A 767-nucleotide genomic window follows, 5' to 3' on the forward strand; every position below is an offset into this window, starting at 1 on the left:
TAGTTCGTGTTATCCGCACCGCCATAGCTGGTAGCGCTCAGGTTAACCGTTTTACCGGTACCGACATGCTTAGTATCAAAGGTACCCGTGCTCGCCACCGTAACAACATCCCCAGCGATCCAGCCTGCAGCACTCGAAACATCAAGCGCCGCGTCGGTATTTGCATCGTAGGTTTTGTCGCCCGCAGTGATGCCACTGATGCTGATCGCTTTAGTGCTTACATCTGCGCTGGCAGTCGCCTGATCGGTGATGCTGTAGTTCGTGTTATCCGCGCCGCCATAAGTAGTGCTCAGTGCCACCGTTTTGCCCGTACCGACATCCTTAGTGTCAAAGGTACCCGTGCTCGCCACCGTGACAACATCCCCGGCGATCCAACCACCCGCACCGGTCACATCAGTGACCGCTACTTTGTTCGCGTCGTAGGTTTTGTCGCCCGCAGTGATGCCACTGATGCTGATCGCTTTAGTACTTACATTTGCGCTGGCAGTCGCCTGATCGGTGATGCTGTAGTTCGTGTTATCCACGCCGCCATAGCTGGTAGCGCTCAGGTTAACCGTTTTGCCCGTACCGACATCCTTAGTGTCAAAGGTACCCGTGCTCGCCACCGTGACAACATCCCCGGCGATCCAGCCTGCAGCACCTGAGACATCAAGGACCGCGTCGGTGTTTGCATCGTAGGTTTTGTTGCTTGCCGTAATACCACTGATGCTGATCGCTTTAGTGCTTACATTCGCGCTGGCAGTCGCCTGATCGGTGATGCTGTAGTT

General features: G+C 55.3%; 1 protein-coding gene. It reads right to left on the minus strand.

All coding sequences use genetic code 11. The annotated features are described in order from the left end of the window. Positions 1 to 767: YDG domain-containing protein (locus tag H4J59_RS19100; protein ID WP_220469894.1), on the minus strand; the 767-nt coding region annotated here is incomplete at both ends.

Origin of the sequence: Colwellia sp. MB02u-10, from assembly GCF_014077185.1 — a bacterium.
Taxonomy (GTDB): domain Bacteria; phylum Pseudomonadota; class Gammaproteobacteria; order Enterobacterales; family Alteromonadaceae; genus Cognaticolwellia.